The 15,332-nt window shown below is 60.9% G+C and carries 17 protein-coding genes and 1 pseudogene; 7 read left to right on the top strand and 11 right to left on the bottom strand.

What is annotated here, in order from left to right:
* Positions 1-8 precede the first annotated feature (8 nt).
* Positions 9-1,232 carry a TPM domain-containing protein gene (locus ACVWVP_RS20310; RefSeq protein WP_259174824.1) on the top strand — a complete coding sequence of 408 codons (1,224 nt, stop codon included), beginning with the start codon at positions 9-11 and terminating at the stop codon, positions 1,230-1,232.
* A 75-nt stretch (positions 1,233-1,307) separates the two neighbouring features.
* A pseudogene (locus tag ACVWVP_RS20305) lies at positions 1,308-2,515 on the top strand (TPM domain-containing protein).
* A 131-nt stretch (positions 2,516-2,646) separates the two neighbouring features.
* Here the strand turns inward: ACVWVP_RS20305 and ACVWVP_RS20300 are convergent.
* Positions 2,647-3,324 carry a class I SAM-dependent methyltransferase gene (locus ACVWVP_RS20300; protein WP_178922196.1) on the bottom strand — a complete coding sequence of 226 codons (678 nt, stop codon included), beginning with the start codon at positions 3,322-3,324 and terminating at the stop codon, positions 2,647-2,649.
* A gap of 122 nt (positions 3,325-3,446) precedes the next feature.
* Between ACVWVP_RS20300 and ACVWVP_RS20295 the strand changes: the two genes are divergently transcribed.
* Positions 3,447-3,992, top strand: coding sequence for a hypothetical protein (locus ACVWVP_RS20295; protein ID WP_178922194.1), 546 nt, complete (start codon positions 3,447-3,449; stop codon positions 3,990-3,992).
* Positions 3,993-4,048: 56 nt separating this feature from the next.
* Positions 4,049-4,519: a GNAT family N-acetyltransferase gene (locus tag ACVWVP_RS20290; RefSeq protein ID WP_259175040.1), complete on the top strand. Its 471-nt coding sequence runs from the start codon at positions 4,049-4,051 to the stop codon at positions 4,517-4,519.
* Here ACVWVP_RS20290 and ACVWVP_RS20285 read toward each other — a convergent pair.
* From ACVWVP_RS20285 to ACVWVP_RS20270, 4 genes are all read right to left on the bottom strand, one after another.
* Positions 4,506-4,931 (bottom strand): GNAT family N-acetyltransferase, encoded by a 426-nt coding sequence (locus ACVWVP_RS20285; protein ID WP_457407688.1) that lies wholly within the window; start codon positions 4,929-4,931, stop codon positions 4,506-4,508. The two genes, ACVWVP_RS20290 and ACVWVP_RS20285, sit on opposite strands and share 14 nt — an antisense overlap.
* Before the next feature lie 17 nt (positions 4,932-4,948).
* Positions 4,949-5,212: a hypothetical protein gene (locus ACVWVP_RS20280; protein WP_457407687.1), complete on the bottom strand. Its 264-nt coding sequence runs from the start codon at positions 5,210-5,212 to the stop codon at positions 4,949-4,951.
* Between the two features lie 315 nt (positions 5,213-5,527).
* Entirely contained in the window at positions 5,528-6,019 is a 492-nt protein-coding gene (locus ACVWVP_RS20275) for a GNAT family N-acetyltransferase (protein WP_457407686.1), read from the bottom strand.
* A 64-nt stretch (positions 6,020-6,083) separates the two neighbouring features.
* Positions 6,084-6,470, bottom strand: coding sequence for a hypothetical protein (locus ACVWVP_RS20270; protein ID WP_178922186.1), 387 nt, complete (start codon positions 6,468-6,470; stop codon positions 6,084-6,086).
* Between the two features lie 136 nt (positions 6,471-6,606).
* Between ACVWVP_RS20270 and ACVWVP_RS20265 the strand changes: the two genes are divergently transcribed.
* The gene (locus ACVWVP_RS20265; RefSeq protein ID WP_457407684.1) at positions 6,607-7,281 is read left to right on the top strand and encodes a hypothetical protein; all 675 of its coding nucleotides are present in this window, start codon (positions 6,607-6,609) and stop codon (positions 7,279-7,281) included.
* 93 nt (positions 7,282-7,374) lie between these two features.
* On the opposite strand, the gene ACVWVP_RS20260 is transcribed toward ACVWVP_RS20265, so the two are convergent.
* Positions 7,375-8,790, bottom strand: coding sequence for a purine-cytosine permease family protein (locus tag ACVWVP_RS20260; RefSeq protein WP_259174818.1), 1,416 nt, complete (start codon positions 8,788-8,790; stop codon positions 7,375-7,377).
* A 218-nt stretch (positions 8,791-9,008) separates the two neighbouring features.
* Between ACVWVP_RS20260 and ACVWVP_RS20255 the strand changes: the two genes are divergently transcribed.
* Entirely contained in the window at positions 9,009-9,920 is a 912-nt protein-coding gene (locus ACVWVP_RS20255; RefSeq protein WP_010171799.1) for a LysR substrate-binding domain-containing protein, read from the top strand.
* A 140-nt stretch (positions 9,921-10,060) separates the two neighbouring features.
* Here the strand turns inward: ACVWVP_RS20255 and ACVWVP_RS20250 are convergent, their stop codons facing one another.
* The 5 genes from ACVWVP_RS20250 to ACVWVP_RS20230 all read right to left on the bottom strand — a co-directional run bounded on the left by ACVWVP_RS20250 (position 10,061) and on the right by ACVWVP_RS20230 (position 14,309).
* Positions 10,061-10,381, bottom strand: a complete 321-nt coding sequence (locus tag ACVWVP_RS20250) for a hypothetical protein (protein ID WP_457407682.1) — start codon at positions 10,379-10,381, stop codon at positions 10,061-10,063.
* A 333-nt stretch (positions 10,382-10,714) separates the two neighbouring features.
* Positions 10,715-11,860, bottom strand: a complete 1,146-nt coding sequence (gene argE / locus ACVWVP_RS20245) for an acetylornithine deacetylase (RefSeq protein WP_457407681.1) — start codon at positions 11,858-11,860, stop codon at positions 10,715-10,717.
* Complete coding sequence (locus tag ACVWVP_RS20240; RefSeq protein WP_457407679.1) at positions 11,857-12,531, bottom strand: DUF1028 domain-containing protein; 675 nt, start codon at positions 12,529-12,531, stop codon at positions 11,857-11,859. Before ACVWVP_RS20240 ends, argE begins: the two co-directional genes overlap by 4 nt.
* Before the next feature lie 11 nt (positions 12,532-12,542).
* A complete protein-coding gene (locus ACVWVP_RS20235) occupies positions 12,543-12,953 on the bottom strand; it encodes a RidA family protein (protein ID WP_016969085.1) in 411 nt (136 codons plus the stop codon).
* 24 nt (positions 12,954-12,977) lie between these two features.
* Positions 12,978-14,309 (bottom strand): flavin-containing monooxygenase, encoded by a 1,332-nt coding sequence (locus ACVWVP_RS20230; protein ID WP_372339923.1) that lies wholly within the window; start codon positions 14,307-14,309, stop codon positions 12,978-12,980.
* Positions 14,310-14,462: 153 nt separating this feature from the next.
* Here ACVWVP_RS20230 and ACVWVP_RS20225 point away from each other — a divergent pair, with 153 nt between their 5' ends.
* Positions 14,463-15,302, top strand: a complete 840-nt coding sequence (locus tag ACVWVP_RS20225; protein WP_259174814.1) for a helix-turn-helix transcriptional regulator — start codon at positions 14,463-14,465, stop codon at positions 15,300-15,302.
* Positions 15,303-15,332 lie beyond the last annotated feature (30 nt).

Here is a 15,332-nt window from a genome sequence, read left to right as displayed (position 1 = left end):
AATAAAGCATGAGGCGGTGGTTGTACCTATCTATTTTGAGCCTGCTGGCGCTAATGACCACAGGCTTGTTCCATGTCGCCCTGGCCGACACTTCGCCTATCGGCGTCGCGCTCGACCAGCGGGTGATCGACCTCACTCACACCCTCGACACCCGTGTCGTCACCCGTCTCACCGACCAACTCGATGCCCTTGAGCAGAGCAACGGTGCGCAAGTGGCAGTTTTAATGGTGCCCACCACCGAGGGTACGAGTATCGAAGACTATGCCAACCGACTCTTCCGCGCCTGGAAACTGGGACGCAAGGAATTTAACGACGGCATTTTGCTGGTGGTCGCCAAGGACGACCGCAACGTGCGCATCGAAGTGGGCTACGGGTTGGAAAACACCGTCACTGACGTGCTGGCCAAGCGCATCATCGAGGAGCGCATCACACCGGCGTTTCGTCAGGGCGACTACGCGGGGGGGATTACCGATGGCGTGAATGCCCTGGTGTCGCTGGTGGAAGATGCCGGCTCGTTCAAATTGGTTGAGCAAGCGTCGCCGCTGGGCGTCACTGCTGTGTTGCTGGCGTTTGTGATCGGAGCAGCGGGCGGTGTGCTGGTGGTGAGCCGCAGGCTGCGCATGCGTTACGCCGTGATGGCCACGCTGGTGCTGACGCTGCTGGTAGGGGGTTTAACCCTGTATCAGGACTGGCCGTTGTACCCCGTGGTGTTTGCATCGAACATGCTTGTAAGTGCCGTGTTATTCGCCGCGTTGTGGCAGTTTCCCAGGCTGCTCTACGGCGCGTCAGCGTTACTGGTTTACATCGTGAGTCTGCTCGTGGTGAACCAATACAACCCGTTCGACTGGTTAGATATTCTGGTGAGCACAGCCGTTTTGCTGGGAGGGGGATGGATACTATCGGTGTTCATGAAGATCGCCTGGGACAAGAGCCGAATAGGTTTTTTCGTACGATTGTGTTTGACGGTGGGGGTATATGTTGCGGCGGTATTGGAGGCGGGCGCAGGCCTCGACAGTTGGTTCTCGGCGGTGCGTACTGCTGCGATTGCAGCGCTGTTCATCTTCGGCCTGAGTCCCAGTGATTTCACCTCGGGCCGTGGATCTCGTCGTGTGCGCTTCAGGTCCCGCGGCAGTGCCTCCAGCGGCGGCTCTTCCAGCAGTGGTTCTTCCGGTGGCGGCGGGTCGGGCCGAGGCGGCTCCAGTGGCGGTGGCGGGGCTTCCGGCAGTTGGTAATGGAGGCGGGCGTACGTGTTGTACATCGATAGGGTAAAGTCGGCGCCTTCAGGAAGAAACTTCAGGTAACAAAACATGATGGCGACTGTGCGGCAATCGATCGTGAGCCTGGTGGCAATGCTGTTCATCGGCCTGTTGAGCACCGCCCAGGCGCAGAGTTCGCCTATTGGCGTTGCCCTCGATCAGCGGGTGATCGACCTTACAAACACCCTCGACGCGGGTACGACCACCCGTCTCAAAGACCAGCTCGCTGCCCTTGAGCAACGCAAAGGCGCGCAAGTCGCGGTATTGCTGGTGCCCACCACGGGGGGCGCAAGCATCGAGGACTATGCCAACCAGCTGTTTCGCGCTTGGAAACTGGGGCGCAGGGACGTCAACGACGGCATCCTGCTGGTGGTGGCCAAGGAAGACCACAAGGTGCGCATCGAAGTGGGTTACGGCCTGGAAGGCACCGTGACTGACCTGCTTGCCCACCGCATCATCGAAGAACACATCACCCCGGCGTTTCGCCAGGGCGACTTTGCGGGCGGCGTGCAGCAGGCAGTCAATGATTTGACCCTGCTGGTGGACGGCGGTGATCTGCCGGCGCCGGCTGCACGAGAGGTTAACCCTCAGTTCATTGCGCTACTGCTGGCGTTTATCGCCGGGGCCATTGGCGGTGTGCTGATGGCGGCCGGAAAGCTGCATTGGCGCCGTGCGTTGATTGCCAGCGTGGCGGCCACGGTGTTGCTGGCGATTTACGGCGGTGGCCCTGACTGGCCGATGTACTTGCTGGTGTTGCCGTTGACCCTGCTGATCGGCGGCGCCACCTTCGGTGCATTGTGGATGGCGCGCGCGGTGTTTTACAGCGTGGTCGCGGTGCTGGCGTATATCGTCGGGCTGCTGGTAGCGGACCACTTCGTCGCGGTGGACTTCGTGCGCTGGCTGGCGATGCCACTGGGCGGCGCCTTGGTGCTGGGGTTGTATGTGGGGCTGTTTTTTGTCATCCGCGAATCCTGGAGAAAGAGCCCGCGCTTTTTCATCGTACGGGTGCTGGCGGTGGCGGCGGTGTACGTGGCGGTGGGGATGCTGCTGGGGCACGGTTACCAGGACTGGCTTGTGGCGATACCGCGGCCTCGATCGTGGCGTTCATCGTGTTTGTGCAGAGCATTTCCGAGGGCGGTTCGGGGTCGGGCGGCGGCTCATCGGGCTCGAGTTCCGGCGGTTCCAGCTCAAGCTCCAGCGGCAGTTCCTCCGGGGGCGGCGGCTCCAGCGGCGGCGGCGGTGCCTCCGGCAGCTGGTAAACGATTCCTCGCTTGTAGTGAGCGAGCTTGCCTCGCGCTGAGGCCGCCGCAGTTCTCCCTGGAAAACGCGGCGCCCGGACTGGGGCGATGCGTTCCGTCAGGTAAGGCGCAGCGCGGGGCAAGCCCGCTCACTACAGGGGTCTATGGGCGATCCAACCCTTGAAGCTGAAGCCGGCGTAGAACAGCTCCACGCCTTCGAACCCGGCCTCAACCAGCAAGGCCGCATCCGCCTCGGGCGATAACACTGGCAGCTTCTCACTGATCGCCGCAATCGCCCGCTCGGCATCCGCCGCAGGCACACCCGAATCCACTGCAAACGCGGCATAACGCTTCAACCACCGGGCTTTCTCTTCTGGCGCCTGGGGGAAACTGTGGTGCGCCACAATCAACGGCGCCCCCGGCCGCAAGCGTTGCCACAGCGCCTTGAGGGTCTGCAGGCGCTCCTCGGCCGGGATGAAGTGCAAGGTCAGCAGGCACGTGGCCCCATCGAACGGGCCCGCTGGCGCCGTGTCGATGTACCCTTCATGCAACTGCGCGCGTTCCAGCAAGGGCCCCAACGTCGCCTGCGCCAGCTTCAACATCTCTGCCGAGGGGTCTACCCCCACAAAGCGCCACCCCGGTTCGGCCTCGGCAAACCGCTTCAGTTCCAACCCGCCGCCAGCACCCAGCACCAGCACATTGCCTGTGGTCGGCACGCTTTCGCGTAGCAGCAGGGTGGTCATGCGTTGCAGGCCTTCAAAGCCCGGCACCAGGCGTACAGGGCCTTCGGCGTAACGGGCGACGGCGTCGGGGTCGGAAAAAAAGCTCATGGCGGGCTCCTGCACGGTGGACGAGGCGACAACCCTACTGCGGCAAACCAGCAGTGGCAATTGCCTCAAGGAATCAGGGATCATGTCGATATGATCTCATCGCTCACAAGGACCGTCACTCGATGAAACTGCTGAAACTCGCCGCCGTTTTGACCCTGCCACTGCTCGGCGCCTGTTCCTCGGACTACCACTACAAGGATTACCAAGGCGATTGGGCCCCGGAAAAACTGCACCCCGTCGACCTCTCCAACAACGCCCCCGACGCCGCACTGGTGTACTTCGACACCTGGCGCGAGCGCGAGCTGGGCATTCCGTTCCACCGCCTGGTGCTGGCCCTGGAAGTGGACGGCGTCAAACTGCCCGGCGCCGGGCGCACGTCGATCCTCAACGTCACCGGCGAGCAGGCGCTGAAACTCAGCCCCGGCAAGCACTCGCTGCGCTGGTGTAACGTGTCGATGAATGCCCTGGGCACCGGCGGCGCGTTCTGCAACAACGGCGCCGACGACGTCGACTTCAAACCCGGCCAGCGTTACGTGGTGACCTTCCGCCTGACCGCCAGCACCAAGGGCGTGGGCCCGAACTACAGCACCGAATACCGCACCTATTCGAGCATCCGCAACCTGGACACCCAGGAAGTCATCTTCCCCGTGCCGGGGCAGCAGGGTTGAGCGCCGTGATCCGCCAGGCCGCCCCCCGGGACGCCCTGTGCATCGGCGTGCTGGGCATGCAGGTGTTCCTCGACACCTACGCCACCGAAGGCATTCGCTGCGCGATTGCCAAGGAGGCGCTGCACGCCTTTGCCCCCGAGTCCATCGCCCAACTGATCGATCAGCCCGGCACATTGTTGCTGGTGGCAGAAGTGAACAACCACTTGGTAGGTTTCGCCCAGCTCACACTCAACACCCGCCACTCGATGATCGAGGCCGATGACGTTGCCGAGTTGCAGCGGCTGTACATCCAGGAGCGCTTCACCGGGCAGGGCATTGGCCAACAGTTGCTCGACGCGGCTGAGCAGCAGGCGGCTGCAGGCGGCGCTTCGCTGCTATGGGCGACGGTGTGGGTGGGGAATGAACGGGCGCTGGGTTTTTACCCTCGACGCGGGTATGTGGAGCTGGGTTCGCCCACCTATACCTTTCAAGGGGAAACTCACGAGAACCGTCTGTTTGGCAAAGCCCTGAGTGCTACAACGGCTTAGACAGAAACACCCGACAACTACCCTGCGGCTCACAAGGAATCTCGCCAAACCGCACCCAGCCGTGCTTCTCGTAAAACCCCGGCGCCTGGAAACTCAGGGTATACAACACCGCATTGCGGCAACCCCGGCGCCGGGCTTCGTCTTCAAACGCCTGCAGCAATTGGCTGCCCAGGCCTGAGCCGCGCAAGGATTCGGGCAGGTGGAACAGGTCGAGAAACGCCGTGCCCAAGGTGGTCTTGCCGGTGATGCCGCCGAGTATTTGCTGGGTGACGGGGTCTTTGATCAGTACCGCCAATGGCCGACGGTCGTTGTAACCCGTGATGCCCTCATTGAACGCGGCGAGACCGTTGCCAAGAACCTGTTCGGCGTCGGGGGAAGGGTGGTCGCTTAGTTCAATGAGGGGGGCTGTCATCAAGGGGCTCGCTGGTTTCAGGCTTGCTGCCATCCACCCATAGTATCGGCCTTGATTTCGAAGTCTATCGCCTCGCGATACGGATTACCGAAGTTGGCGTATTGACCCTTGCCGGCAGCCTGGGTGGGCTGCCAGCTCTGTGTCTCGGGATCGAAGAATTCGGCGTCATCCCCGGCGGATTCATCCAGTGGATTGTGCTTGGGTTTGTCGTCATCGATTTTGCTCTGAAGCGCCGAGTAGGCCATCGACACGTACGGGTTGAAACCATTGATTGAAGACATGACTACACCTCTCTGAAGGTAGGAAACAAAACCCGTCAGCAGTGGGCTGGCGGGTCGTGTTGTGCAGGCTACAGAGCGTAGAAAAGCCGCTCAATGAAGGCTTTTTGGGTAGATGTAACGGGTTAAAACCGCGCCTGATCACGCCCCAGAGTAGGTTGTGACTGTCTGTAGGCGGCTTCCTTGTTTCTGTGTGCCGTTTCAAGTTGTGCATCAGAAGCTGGCCGCGCGGCGAGGGTTTTCGCACGTTGAAACACAGGGGCTTTTCAACTGGCTGTTTGCCGGAAAACGTCCCGATACACACAACAGAGAACGGGCTTAAAGCGCCATCACCATCTCATGCCACGCCATCCCACCGTGATCCGAGGGCGAGGGCCGCACATACGCATAGCCCATGCGTTCATACAACGGCACATGCTGCGCCTTGCACATCAAATGAATCGTCTGCTTGCCCATGTCGCGCATGCGCTGCACAAACTCGGTCATCAACACCTTGGAATAGCCTTTGCCCTGATGCGCCGGGTCGACCACCACCGACATGATCACCACGTTCGGCGCCTCGGGCGAATGCCCCACCAGTTCCTTGAACGCCTCATCCGACATCACCACGTCAAACGCGCAGCCACAGTTGATAAAACCCACCAGCTCGCCATCGGCTTGCAGGATCAGAAAGCCCTGCGGGTACTGCGAGATGCGCGTGGCGATCTTCTCCAGCGTCGCGGCTTCGTCGCCTTCGTAGGCGCTGATTTCGATTTCAAAGCAACGGGCGGCGTCGGCGGGCAGGGCGTTGCGGAAAGTGAGGGCGGGCATGTGGGTTCCTGAAACCGTGAGTGGAGGGCCCCATCATAGTGAAACACCGCCCTCGAGGCAGCTATCAGGTGAACATGTCGGGGCCTATGTCCTCGATGCCTTCATGGCGCAGCCTCTGGTCAAACTGTTCTTTGAACTGATTGATTTTTTGCTGCATCTGAGGGGTATAACGTCCGTCCGGGCCGTCAGGGCGGAAATCGAACTTGATGGGATAGACGTTTTCATGCGTTGCAAAGGGGGCTCGCTCAGGGTCGCCAACTTCATTGTTAAGCGGCGGTAAACCCAGTGCTTCAGCAAGCCTGAAGGCAATCTCCAGCGTTTTATCAACGTCGCTTGCTTTCACCAGTACAGGAATTTTTTCCCGGGGCGACGGTGTGGTGTCTCCAGAGGGGCGGAACGTCTCGATTTGAGGCGCAAAGGCTGGCAATGGTGTGGAGGGAATATTCGACATGTTGGATACTCGTAACTTAATGATGCCAAAGCGGGCGCTTGGCCAGTTGAGTCTGTGGTTCGTTGGGTGGGGTTAGTTCCAATCGGCTCACCCGTCTTATCCAGAAGCAACCAAAGGCAGATTAAAGGGAGGGTAGATGGGGAGTCATCGCAGTAAAAAACTTGGTATTACTGAAGGTTATTGGGCTGGTCTAAGTGAAGATCGACGGATTATGTGGAAATTTTTTAGTCGGGCACTCACTTTTGTGGGTGCGCTGGCGGTTTCGAAAACTGGAGTTAATTATATAGATTGGCTTATTGCTGCCAGTACCACGGTGTTTTCTTTTTTGCTTATCGAGAGTCAGCGCTCTTATACGCGCTACAGCGTTGGCCTGCGGAAGAAATTGATACGGGTGTCAGTGGCATTGGTGGCGACGTCTGTATTGTTCGCAGGGGGCATTTATTTTTCACAAGCTGCTTTTTTTGCATTGGCCAGTACTTATACTTCCATGCCTCCGTCCAGTCTTGGAGGGGAATACAGTGAATTTAAACATGTTCTGTATGTTTTAATGTTTGTCTGTGCGGGAGGGGTGGCGATAGTCAGGGTATTTCGGCAGTTGGATGTCATGGGTCTGATTTATCATCTTCCTCGCCAACAGATGATAAGGTTGCTTGTTCATAAAGAGTGTAAGTTGGAAGGGTTTCCTAGGTTCGCTTGTTTCGAACTGGGTGTGATAGTGGCTGCAATTTGTTACTCAGGGGTGGTCGCTTCGCTGATCAGTGGCCTATTGGAGATTGTACGTATTGCAGTCGATGCGGCGGGAGTTAGTTAGGTGGATCAAATAAAAAACCACTCACGTCTTGGCCTTAAAGCCACGATGAGAGTGGTTCCATTCATCTCGATTTAAACGCTACAGGCAGTTGATTCAAACCCCACTCACCAACTTCCCCCCGTCCATCCTGCGTTTATACGCACTGTCCCGACTCGCCAACCAGAAATACAACGGCGACGTCACCACCAACCCCACCACCCACGACAAATCCGCGCCATTAATGTGTGCCGAGATCGGCCCCACGTACAGCGGCGTGTTCATGAACGGAATCTGCACCGCAATCCCCACCGCGTACGCCAGCAGCGCCTGTGGGTTGTACTTGCCGTAGATCCCGCCATCCACGCGGAAGATCGAGGCAATATCGTATTTGCCTTTGTGGATCGCATAGAAGTCGATCAGGTTGATTGCCGTCCACGGCACCAGTACCACCAGCAGCACCAGCACCATGTCGACGAAGTGGCCGATGAAGTCCTTGGAGGCGAATACCGCGGCAATGGCGCAGGCGGCCAGCACCAGGGTGGAGATCACCGCGCGGCTCTTGGCCGTGGGGATCCAGCGGTAGGCGAAGGTCTGGATCAGGGTGATGATCGACAGCACGGCGCCGTACAGGTTGAGGGCGTTGTGGCTGATCACGCTGAGCAAAAACAGCACCAGCATCAGCGGGCCGATGGCGCCGGTGGCCAGTTTGACGGCGTCCATGGTGTCCATGCCCACGGGCGTGGCGAGCACGGCAACGGCGCCGAAGATGAAGGCCAGGCTGGAGCCCAGGGCAGAGCCCAGGTAGGTGGTCCAGAAGGTCGAGGCCACCGGTACGTCGGCTGGCAGGTAGCGGGAGTAGTCCGACACGTAGGGGGCGAAGGCGATTTGCCAAAGGGCCGCCAACGACACGGTCGCCAACCAGCCGGAGATGTTGAATTCGCCGCGGGTCAGGAAATCGGTGGTCTGTACGTGGGTGAAGATGTAGCCGAAGCCCAGCACAATGCCGGCGCCGAGCACCCAGGTGCCGATGCGGTTGAGCACGTGGATGAAGCGGTAGCCGATGATGCCGATGATGCCCGAGCCAATGGCACCGATCACGATGCCTACGGGCACCGGCACGCTGTCGACCACGCCGTGCAGGGATTTACCCGCCAGCACGATGTTGGAGGCGAAGAAACCGATGTACATGACGCCGGCGATCACCACCACCAGCAGGGCGCCGAGGGAGCCGAACTGGGCGCGGCTCTGGATCATCTGCGGGATGCCCATTTGCGGGCCCTGGGCCGAGTGCAACGCCATCAGCACGCCGCCGACCAGGTGGCCGACGAGGATCGCGACGATGCCCCATAGCAGGTTCAGGTGGAACAGTTGCACACCCAATGCGCCGGTGACGATCGGCAGCGGCGCGATGTTGCCGCCGAACCACAGGGTGAACAGGTCTCTTACCTTTCCATGGCGATCTTCCGGGGGCACGTATCCTATCGTGTGTTTTTCGATGAGCGGGGCGGAGGATGTTGCAGTGGTAACCATGACGAGCTCCAAGGCAAGGTGAGTACGTTGACGTACTTCGCTGTGCGCCGCACGGGCGGGCGCTTTGTTGTTGGAGTGATCATCTGCAATGGGCGCAGGGAGGTAAATTAGTAAGTTTGTTGCTATAGACCTTAAAAAATATAGCTCGCGCGTGAGCGTGCTCCGGTATGTTGCCTACCTGTGTCTATGGGCGAAGTCCCGCGTTTCTGGAGGTCCCGATGGCTGCCTACAACCTGCGCCAACTCAGATATTTTGTCACAACGGCCGAGTGCGGCAGCGTCGCCGAGGCCTCGCGCAAGCTCTATATCGCGCAGCCGTCGGTCTCTACCGCCATCAAGCAGTTGGAAGACAGTTTTGGCGTGCAGCTGTTTATCCGCCATCACGCCCAGGGCGTGTCGCTGACGCCCAGCGGCGCGCGGTTTTATCGCAAGGCGCTGGAGCTGTTGCGGGTGGCCCACGAGTTCGAGCAGAACGCCCTGGCCGACAATGATGTGGTGGCCGGGCAGATCGATATCGGCTGCTTTGAAACCGTGGCGCCGTTGTACCTGCCGCGCCTGATCGCCGGGTTCAAGGCGCTCTGGCCAGGGGTGGAAATCCGCATCCGCGACGGCGAGCAGCAGGAACTGGTGCAGGCGCTGACGGCGGGCAGTATCGACGTGGCGATGCTGTTCGAGCACGACCTGGGCGGCACCATCGAAACCACGCCGCTGATGCCGCCGCAGCAGCCTTACGCGTTGCTGCCGGCTGATCACCGTTTTGCACAACAGGCCAAGGTCTCGCTGGCGGACCTGGTGCTGGAACCGATGATCTTGCTCGACGTACTGCCAAGCCGCACGTACTTCGTGAGCATCTTTGAAGAGCGCGGGCTGACGCCGAATATCGTGTTCAGCTCGCCGTCCATCGAGATGGTGCGGGGGATGGTCGGGCGGGGGTTCGGGTTTTCGATCCTGGTGACCAAGCCGTTCACCGAGTACACCTACGACGGGCAGAAGGTGGTGTGCGTGCCGTTGGCCGAGACCGTGACCGGCTCGGGTTTGTCGGCCGTGTGGCTGCGGCGGGCGCCGCTGACCAAACCGGTGCAATTGTTTGTGGATTACTGCCGTGAAGAGCTAGCAAGACTTCTCGGCTAACACAAGCCCCCTGTAGGCGCTGGCTTGCCAGCGATAGCGGTATGTCAGCCAACCACTGTGCTGGCTGAGGCACCGCCATCGCCGGCAAGCCGGCTCCTACGGGGAAGGCGTTTCAGGCATGTGTCACGGTGGGGCAACTGTCAGCTTTCTGGGGCGTAGTTCCGGATACCCGCCTGCTGCAGCTTCTGTTGGAACTCTCGGCGAAAGTCGTCGATTCTCATCTGCAAGGCAGGGCTGAAGGTGCCGTTGGGGCCATTGGGTTTGAAACGGAAATCGAAGGTCACATGCAGTTGTGTCCCATCACCCAAGTCAAGGTAGTCCAAGTCGTCGGACTTGAGTTCTACACCAATGGCTTTCTTTCTGGCTAGTTCAGTGAAAATTTCCTTGGCTTCGAACTGATCACTAAATGTCACCGTGAATCGAGCGTTTGACGTATCTGTCGTGCCCGGCGCGGGGCGCATGCGCAGCGCTTCAGGTGCGGCCTGAAGGGGTAGGGGGCTCGTGCTAGACGAAAGAGATGAAATACCGGACATAGAAATACCCACGAAATGGTTGGATTTTGGGTGGCAAATGAGCCGCTTTCGTGGGTGGTTGGGTCAATGCGCTCGGTTCCTGAGCGGCATTTGGCAAGTGAATCGAGACATTTCGCTTACAGGCCAACACCAACCCATGTAGGAGCCGGCTTGCCGGCGATCGCGCTGTATCAGTCAACCAGCATATGACCGTTATACCGTTATCGCGGGCAAGCCCGGCTCCCACAGGGTTTTGCATTGAATGACGGGCCGGTGTTCGGCTCAGGTGCGGATCGAATCCAGCATCCGCTGCAGCATTTCATCGCAGCCTTGAAGCTGCTCCACCCTCACAAACTCATCCGGCTTATGCCCCTGGTCCATGCTCCCGGGCCCGCACACCACCGTGGGAATGCCCTTGGCGTCAAACAACCCGCCTTCGGTGCCAAACGCCACGGTGCCAAAATCCCGCGAGCCCGAGAACGCTGCAATCAACTCCGCCGCCTGGCTGCGCTCGTCGGTGACCAAGCCGGGGTACGCCGACAGTTCGGTAAAGCGGATTGCACTCTGCGCGCTCACCGCCTGCATGCGCGGCAATACGTGTTGTTCGGCGTACGCCTTCAGTTCAATCGCCACTTCGCCTGGGTCCTGGGACGGCAACGCCCGCACCTCGAAATCAAACCGGCAATCGGCCGGCACGATGTTCAAGGCCTTGCCGCCGCTGATCACCCCTGTTTGCACGGTGCTGAACGGCGGGTCAAACCGCGCATCCCGGGTGTCTCGCAGCCGCTGCCCAATCCGCCCCAGTTCACCTATCAAGTCAGCGGCGTGTTCAATCGCATTCACCCCGTAAGGCGCATACGCCGAATGGCACGCCTCGCCATGCACGTCACAACGCATGGCGAGCTTGCCCTTGTGGCCCAGCACCGGCTTGAGTTCGGTCGGTTCGCCGATGATGCACAGCATCGGTTTCACCGGCCGTTGCTCCAGTACGGCGAGCAACGAACGTACACCCAGGCAACCGACTTCCTCGTCATACGACAGCGCGATATGCACCGGCAGGCGCAAAGTCGCCTCGACCAACGCCGGCACCAGCGCCAGCACGCAGGCGATGTAGCCCTTCATGTCCGCTGTGCCACGGCCAAACAGTTTGCCGTCGCGTTCGGTCAGCTCAAAGGGCGGCAGCGTCCACGGCTGCCCATCCACCGGCACCACGTCGGTATGGCCCGACAGCACAATCCCCGGCAACTCAGCCGGGCCGATGCTGGCGAACAGGTTGGCCTTGCTGCGTTCCTCGTTGTAGATCAGCTCGCTGGCCACGCCGAAACCGGCCAGGTAATCGCGCACGAACTCGATCAACTGCAGGTTCGACTCGCGGCTGGTGGTGTCGAACCCCACCAGCGTCTGCAGCAGTTGGCGGCTGCGGCTCATCGGTCGTCTCCGGCCACGCCGTAGCCCGGCGATCGATCGGGGGCGAGGGCGCGGTCGATGTAGTCCTGCACTTGCGGGCAGTAGGCATCCCAGAGTTTTTGCAGCGCGGCGATAGGTTGCTCATCGGCCCAATCCACCCGCAGGTTGATGATCGGCCAGGTCAGCTCGCCCACCACCAGCGCCGCCGAGTGCACCGGGCCGGCTTCGCCACCGGCGGCGATGGCGGCGTGCATCGCGGCCAACAGGCGATCCGCCAATTGGCCTTCGCCGCTTTCAAACGCCGTGACCATGGCCTGGATCACCGCGCGGTCGGCGAGCATGTTGCCTGCCGCCACACACTGCTCACCGGAGACCGCATGGTGGGTGCCCAAGGTTTCACTGCCGCTGAAATGCACGGTGCGGCCCAGGTGATCAATCGCCGTCAGTTGCCGGTATTGGCTGTAGCCGTTGCTCGTCAATGCTTTATCGATGGCTTCAGCCGGGGCCAGGCCCTGTTCCAGCCAATCGAGCACGTCCGGGCCCAGGGCCGGCAGGGTGATGTTCTGGGTCGACACCGCGCCCACGCCGGGCCGCAGCCATGGGCAGCGGGCACCTACGGCAATGCTCGATGAGCTGATGGCGATGCCTAGCTGGCCGGTCTCGGCGCAACGGGCGACGATTGAAAAGGTCATGGTGGCGCTCCTTATTCGGGAATAACCGCGATCACATCAATTTCCATCAGCCACTGCGGCTGGCCGAGGGCCGACACCACCAACCCGGTGGAGATCGGGAACACGCCCTTGAGCCACTTGCCGACTTCCTGGTACACCGGCTCGCGGTAGCGCGGGTCGATCAGGTAGGTGGTGGTCTTGACGATGTGCGACAGGTCGGAGCCGGCTTCTTCCAGCAGTTGCTTGACGTTTTTCATCGCCTGTTCGGCCTGGGCACGCGGATCGCCGAGGCCGATCAGGTTACCCTCGAAATCGGTGCCTACCTGGCCGCGCACATACACGGTGTTGCCGGCGCGCACGGCTTGGCAGAGGTCGTTGTCCAGGCTCTGGTTGGGGTAGGTTTCCTTGGTGTTGAACATGCGGATGCGAGTGTGAGTAGGCATCAAAAAAACTCCGGCAATAAGTGATCAGGCGCTGACAGGGGACTGGCGAACCACCGGGGCGGCTTCGCGGTATTCAAGGTATTGGCGCTGGATGGCGATGTGGTCGGCCACGTATTTGGCGTCGTGCCACACCCCCCAGATAAACGACGAGCCACGGCGCGACTGCCACGGCAAACCGAGGAAGTAGATCCCGGCTTCGGTGGAGACCCCGCGCTGGTGCGCTGGCTTGCCAGCGGCGTCGAAGGCCTCGACTTTCAGCCAGCTGTAGTCCACGGCAAAGCCGGTGGCCCAGATGATCGAGGTGATGCCGGCCGCGACCAGGTCCAGCTCCAGGATCGGCTGCTTGATGCACTCGGCGTCGGGGAACACGCGGCGCGCTTCGGGTTCCAGCGGCAGGTCCAGGCCGTTGCGTTCGATGTAGGCATCGGCGGCATCCAGCAGGGCCAGGTAGTTCTCATCGCCACGGGCCAGGTTGTCCACCAGGTTCGGCTGGAACGTGGCGACGCTGCCATTGAACGACTGGGTGAGGCCGACCAGGGTCATGCCTTGCTGGGCCAGTTCACGGAAGTCGATGGTCTTGCCGCCGTGGGCACCGCTGACCGCGATGGTCACGTGTTCGCGCCCGGGCTTCATGGCCGCTTGGTCCCATTCGCCGAGCACACCGAGCCACCAGCAGAAGTCGCGGTTGCGGTAGGCGCGAGGCGGGCGGTCATGGGCACCGACCGACAGGTACACCTGGCGCCCGGAGCGCTGCAGCTCATCGGCAATCTGCACGCCGGACGAACCGGCGCCCACCACCAGCACGGCACCGGCTGGCAGTTGTGCCGGGTTGCGGTAGTCGGCGGAGTGGATCTGGTGCAGCGCGGTGTCTTTGGGGGCGATGGCCGGGATCACCGGCTTCTGGAACGGCCCGGTCGCCGCGACGACGCGGTTGGCCTCAATCACGCCTTCGCTGGTGTGCACGGTAAAGCCTGGGCGGCCGACATTGCGCACCACGGAGGTAACGTCCACACCGGTACGAATCGGCGCGTTGAATTTGCGTGCGTAGGCTTCGAAGTAATCCGCGACGCGCTCTTTGGGCGCGAATGCATCGTCGGCGACGTCATCGAATGCCAGCCCCGGAAAACGGTCATGCCAGGCCGGGCCGTTCGCCACCAGCGAATCCCAGCGCCCGGTGCGCCAGCGCTCGGCAATGCGGCTGCGCTCCAGCACCAGGTGCGGCACACCTTGCTTGCTCAAGTGCTCGCTCATGGCCACGCCAGCCTGACCGGCTCCCACGACGAGGGTGTCTATTTTTGTTATTGCTTGGGTCATGTGTCTGTCCTTGCGTAATGCAGTTGGATTCAGCTTGGGCATGACTTCAAGGCTAGGGGGAGGGCGGTTTTTAATAAAATATTATTAAGCTGGGAAGTGAGCATAAATATCGAATGCAGGCTCACCCTATCGGGTGATTTCGATGAGGGGCTATGTGTGTGAGCATTCTCGCAGTTCCTTGAGCGAGTCTTCGAAGTGGAAAACGACCGGCTTTCTTCCGCGCAGTGGTTTGAACAGATGGCCCGGGTCACCGAGAGCATCGGGCAAGCGGGTTTCGCCGCCACCCTGTTCGAGGCCCTCGGTTACCTGCAACCGATCCAGGCCACGACACTGTATTGGTACCCGCGTGGCGGCATGCCCAGCGCCCTGTTCGAGCTGGATGGGCCGTGGCTGCCCCAGGGCAATGTGCGCCAGTACCTGTCCGGGTTCTATCTGCTCGACCCGTTCTACGGCGCCTGCGTCGAGGGCGTCAGCTCGGGCTGCTATGCCCTGGCCGACGTCGCCCCCGACCACTTCGAACTCAGCGAGTACTTCCAGTCGTTCTACCGGCACTCCCACCTGGAGGATGAACTCAACTACCTGCTGCAGTCGGGTAATGGCTCGAGCCTGGCGGTGTCGCTGGCGTTCACCCAGAAGCTCGACGCGGCCACCACCGCGCAGTTCAAGCGCATCGCGCCGTGGCTGCTGGCCGTGCTGGGTAAACACTTTGTGGGCCTGGACGCCCAGGGCGCGCGCTTTGCCAATGAGTTGGAGCAGCGCATTCACTCGGCACTGAACAACTTTGGCTCGTCGATCCTGACCGAGCGTGAATGCCGGATCGCCCAGCTGATCCTGCGCGGCCACTCCACCCGTTCGCTGGCCGAGCGCCTCGAAGTCTCGGAAGACACGATCAAATCCCACCGCAAACACATCTATACCAAGCTCGATATCGGCGCGCAGTCGGAGCTGTTTGCCCTGTTTATCGACTCGCTCGCCGAAGCCCAGGGCGTGCTGAGCAAAGACCCCCTTGAAAGCTACATGAGCAAGCACCGCTGAGCGGCGTTGCTCCCCCTTGCGTCACCACTA

It is taken from the genome of Pseudomonas sp. TE24901 (genome assembly GCF_054058375.1).
The sequence above is the reverse complement of the archived record's forward strand: the minus strand, read 5'-3'. Positions and strand labels throughout refer to the sequence as shown.